Below are 4061 nucleotides of genomic sequence, written 5' to 3'. Positions count from 1 at the left end.
ATAGCAACTTTTACCCAGGTAATTTCCAAGAAATTTCCAAAACCGAAGAAGATTATCAAAATCAGGGGTAATTCAACTATACCATGTCCTATCGCAATCATTGGTCCGGAATGAGGATTCTGTGTGCCTTTACTCACTGTCATAGCAGTTATCGGTCCAGGTGCCATAACCCCGGAAAGTGATATAATGACTGTCTTAAATAAAAAAGATAAAAACATTTATATTATCCTTTAAGAATACATAATAAATAGTGATTTATATTTTATTATATTGGTTTTTAAAAAATCACAAAAAAATATATTTATTCTTTCCCACATTCAGACGCATCACCTTTCAAGATATCAATACCATGAGGCAGCGCTTCCAAAATTACATTTAACGATTCTCTTACGCCTTTAGGGCTTCCCGGCAGATTTATAATTAAACTTCTTTTGCGAATTCCGGCAATTGCTCGCGATAAAATTGCCTTTGGTGTTTTCTGAAAACTTTCCATCCGAATTATCTCACTTATGCCAGGCACCAATTTGTCAATCACCGCCATTGTAGCATCAGGAGTTACATCTCTAACAGATAATCCGGTTCCACCTGTAGTTAATACTAAATCAACTTTTGCGCTATCAACTGCCTTGATTATAGCTTGCTGAATCATATCAATTTCATCCGGAACAATTTTATATTCTACAACCTTTGCTTCTATTTTCTCCAGGATAAATTTAATAGTCTCTCCACTAATATCCTCTCTCTGTCCTCTGGCACCCTTATCACTTACGGTAATTATGGCAACTTTAATCATCTTCTGTTATCACCTCAATCGTATCACCTGCCTGGACTATGCCACCTTTAACTACCCGAGTAAAAATTCCTTCAACAGGCATAATAGAGCGAACTTTCTGTCCACGGACTTCAATATCCACATCATGATCTTTTCCAATCTGAGTAATACTTAAGATAACCTCTTTTCCAATTCTAATAAATGTTCCCAGGGGATATTTGTATAAATCAGCAATTCCCTTGAAATCTATATTTTCAAACAGGTCTCCATAATTAAGCTCATAACCTGCTTTTCTATTTTTTTCCAGGCTAACCAGGCTAAGAAGACTAACCTGTTTATGATCTCTGCCAGCATGAACATCACCTTTAATCCCAAAATCTTTAATAAGTACAGCATTTTCAACTGTCTTTTTAGGTTTTTTCCGACTGTCTCCAATACATACTGCTAGTACTGTACCTTGTTTATTGCTCATTTTAACATTTCTCCTTCAGAATCAGAATTATCCATATCTTCCTTGATATTAAGATATGATTTACCCTGATAATGACCACTCTTGCCTCCATCTTTCTCAACCAGATGAATATGACTGATTTCAATCCCCCGTTCCACTGCCTTACAAATATCATAGATAGTAAGTGCTGCTACTGAAACAGCATGCAGTGCTTCCATTTCTACTCCTGTTTTACCGGTGGTCATTACAATAGAGCGTATTAAAATGCTATTTCTTTCATCCATAAAATAAAAATCCATATCTACATTATTGAGAATTAAGGGGTGGCAGAGAGGAATCATGCGACTTGTTTCCTTTGCAGCCATAATGCCTGCTACCTGAGCAATTCCCAGAACATCTCCTTTGGCAATTTTTTTATCTTTGATTAAAGCAAGCGTTTCAGGTTGCATTTTTACTACACCTTCAGCAATGGCTATCCTGTGGGTATCTTCTTTATCGCCTACATTAACCATGCGAGCTCTGCCTTTTTCGTTTAAGTGAGAAAGTGCTTTTTTATTATTCATTTTTTTATCCTCCTATTTTTGACATATCAAATTCGGAAAGATTTTTATTTCCTATATGGTGTCGAAATGGCTTAATTTTTATTGCTTCTTCTAAACAGTACTGAATAGTTTTTTCCCTTTTTTCTTTTTCATTCATGGGAATTTTTCTCAACCTGTCCCTTATTTCTACTTCCCGGGAATTAAATAAACATGGTCTTATTTTACCTTCAGCAGTTAATCGAATGCGATTACATTTTGCACAAAAATGCTGGCTGACTGCTGTAATAAAACCGACCATTCCTTTAGCTCCGGGTAATTGATAATAAACTGCCGGACCATAGCCTTTTTCAATGGAAATTGGTCTTAGGTCCGGAAATTTCATTTTCATCTTTTTCTTAATAATATCAGCAGAAACAAAGTGTCCCTGGTTTATTTGAGTAAGTTCATGATTGGTTGGCATTAACTCAATAAATCTAACATACAATGGTTTATCATAAGTTAACTGGATAAAATTTTCCACTTCATCATCATTGATACCCTTTAATAAAACTACATTAATTTTAACAGGTTCTAATCCTAATTCCAAAGAGGTATCAATTGCCTGTAAAACCCTTTCTAAGCCATCAAAACCGGTAATCATTTTAAATTTTTCTCTCTGAAGGGAATCGAGACTGATATTAACCCGATTTAAGCCGGCCTTTTTTAAGGATTCAGCCATCTCACTCAAATAATACCCATTTGTAGTCATTGAGATATCTTCCAACCCTTCAATAGCCCTTAATTTCTCTATAAAAGCAATGACACCTTTTCTTACCAATGGTTCACCGCCGGTTAGTCTTATTTTGGTCATACCCATCTTGACTGCTACTTGAGCAATCTCCAGGATTTCTTCAAATCTCAATATATTCTGATGCTTAATAAAACAAAAATTCTTATCAGAAGGGGAACAATAAATGCATCTAAAATTACAGCGATCTGTCAATGAAATCCTTAAATAGGTAATCTCTCTTCCATACTTATCAATTAATTTTTTCATTTTCTCAGTACCTTTCCGCAATGGCTTAAGTCATATCCACCAAGTTCCTCAACCTGATTTTTAAAACTATCTGTTTCTATTATTCCTAATATTCTTTTTATTCCCGGGCTATTAAAATATTTTTCCGGTATAATCAAATCATAACGTTCCTTAATTAGAGAAACAAAGTCCAGGTCAAAAGCTTTTGCTGCTGAAAAAATCCCTAAACCTACATCCACCCTTTTGTTGGCAACCGCCGAAGCTACCATCAGATGGGTAAACTCCTCCTGGTTATAACCCTGAATTTCAGCAGGATTAATATTACTTTTCTCAAGCAAATAATCTAACAAAACCCTGGTCCCTGAGCCTTTTTGTCTATTAACTAATCGAACATCACTTCTTACTAAATCTTTTACTTCGAAAATATTTTTTGGGTTATTTTTTGGCACCATAAATCCCTGCTGCCTGTAAGCCATATTGACAACAATTATTTTTTGACCCGGTAAAATGCTTCTAATATAAGGAAAATTATAATCTCCACTTTCTACATCCAGCAGATGAGAAGTTGCAAGATGAGTAATTCCCTGTTTCAATGCTAACAGTCCGCCCATACTACCGGTATGAAAGGATGCAAGGCGAAATTCTGGTGAACTGGTTTGTAATTTATTCCTTAAAACATCCAATATAAGATCATGACTTCCAATAATAATTATTGTATTGTCTATATTTGAATTATTCTCTAATAATTCTGCTTCAATTTCTTCTTTTAAGCTCAAACCTTCGCTGAGAGATGGTATTCTTACAAGCGCATCGGCTTCTACTAATGACGAAATAACTCCTGCTCCGCGGCTTAGAGGATATGCCATTATGTTATCTTCAATTTTGGCCAGTTTTACTCGAAGGAATTCTTCATTTCCTAATTTAGACACAACCTTTTTTGCCATTAACACCTTATCTTTTTTTCTCTCCGGTGGGATTTGTCTTAAATTTTTATAGACTAAAGGCAACACAAATTCCCAGGCAGCGATTAAATAAGAAACCGGGTATCCTGGCAAACCAATAACGGGTACACCTTGTACTATTCCGGCTAATGTTGGTTTACCAGGCATTATAGCTATACCATGAAATAGTATCTCTCCAATATCTGCCAGTGCTTTTACGGTAAAATCTTTACTCCCGGCGGAGGTTCCTGCAATCACAGTCACTATGTCATTCTCTGTTGCTGCTGACTGCAGTGTCTTTTTCAACTCTTCTTTAATATCACGTATAATTGGATATATA

The 4061-nt window shown here is 35.6% G+C and carries 6 protein-coding genes; all 6 read right to left on the bottom strand.

Annotated elements, in window-relative coordinates; genetic code table 11:
* On the bottom strand, positions 1-218 hold a 218-nt coding region (locus tag PHQ99_07990), incomplete at its 3' end, for a LysE family transporter (protein MDD4289511.1).
* An 83-nt stretch (positions 219-301) separates the two neighbouring features.
* Positions 302-793 (bottom strand): molybdopterin adenylyltransferase, encoded by a 492-nt coding sequence (gene mog, locus PHQ99_07985; protein ID MDD4289510.1) that lies wholly within the window; start codon positions 791-793, stop codon positions 302-304.
* Positions 786-1244 (bottom strand): MOSC domain-containing protein, encoded by a 459-nt coding sequence (locus PHQ99_07980; GenBank protein MDD4289509.1) that lies wholly within the window; start codon positions 1242-1244, stop codon positions 786-788. Before PHQ99_07980 ends, mog begins: the two co-directional genes overlap by 8 nt.
* Positions 1241-1786: a cyclic pyranopterin monophosphate synthase MoaC gene (moaC, locus tag PHQ99_07975; GenBank protein MDD4289508.1), complete on the bottom strand. Its 546-nt coding sequence runs from the start codon at positions 1784-1786 to the stop codon at positions 1241-1243. Before moaC ends, PHQ99_07980 begins: the two co-directional genes overlap by 4 nt.
* A gap of 4 nt (positions 1787-1790) precedes the next feature.
* Positions 1791-2801 (bottom strand): GTP 3',8-cyclase MoaA, encoded by a 1011-nt coding sequence (moaA, locus tag PHQ99_07970; protein MDD4289507.1) that lies wholly within the window; start codon positions 2799-2801, stop codon positions 1791-1793.
* On the bottom strand, positions 2798-4061 hold a 1264-nt coding region (locus PHQ99_07965; protein ID MDD4289506.1), incomplete at its 5' end, for a substrate-binding domain-containing protein. The genes PHQ99_07965 and moaA, both read right to left, overlap by 4 nt.

The sequence above is a fragment of the Atribacterota bacterium genome, assembly GCA_028703475.1.
In the GTDB taxonomy this organism is placed as follows: domain Bacteria; phylum Atribacterota; class Phoenicimicrobiia; order Phoenicimicrobiales; family Stramentimicrobiaceae; genus JAQVMU01.
Note: the sequence above shows the minus strand (reverse complement) of the source record. Positions and strands in the feature narration are given on the sequence as shown.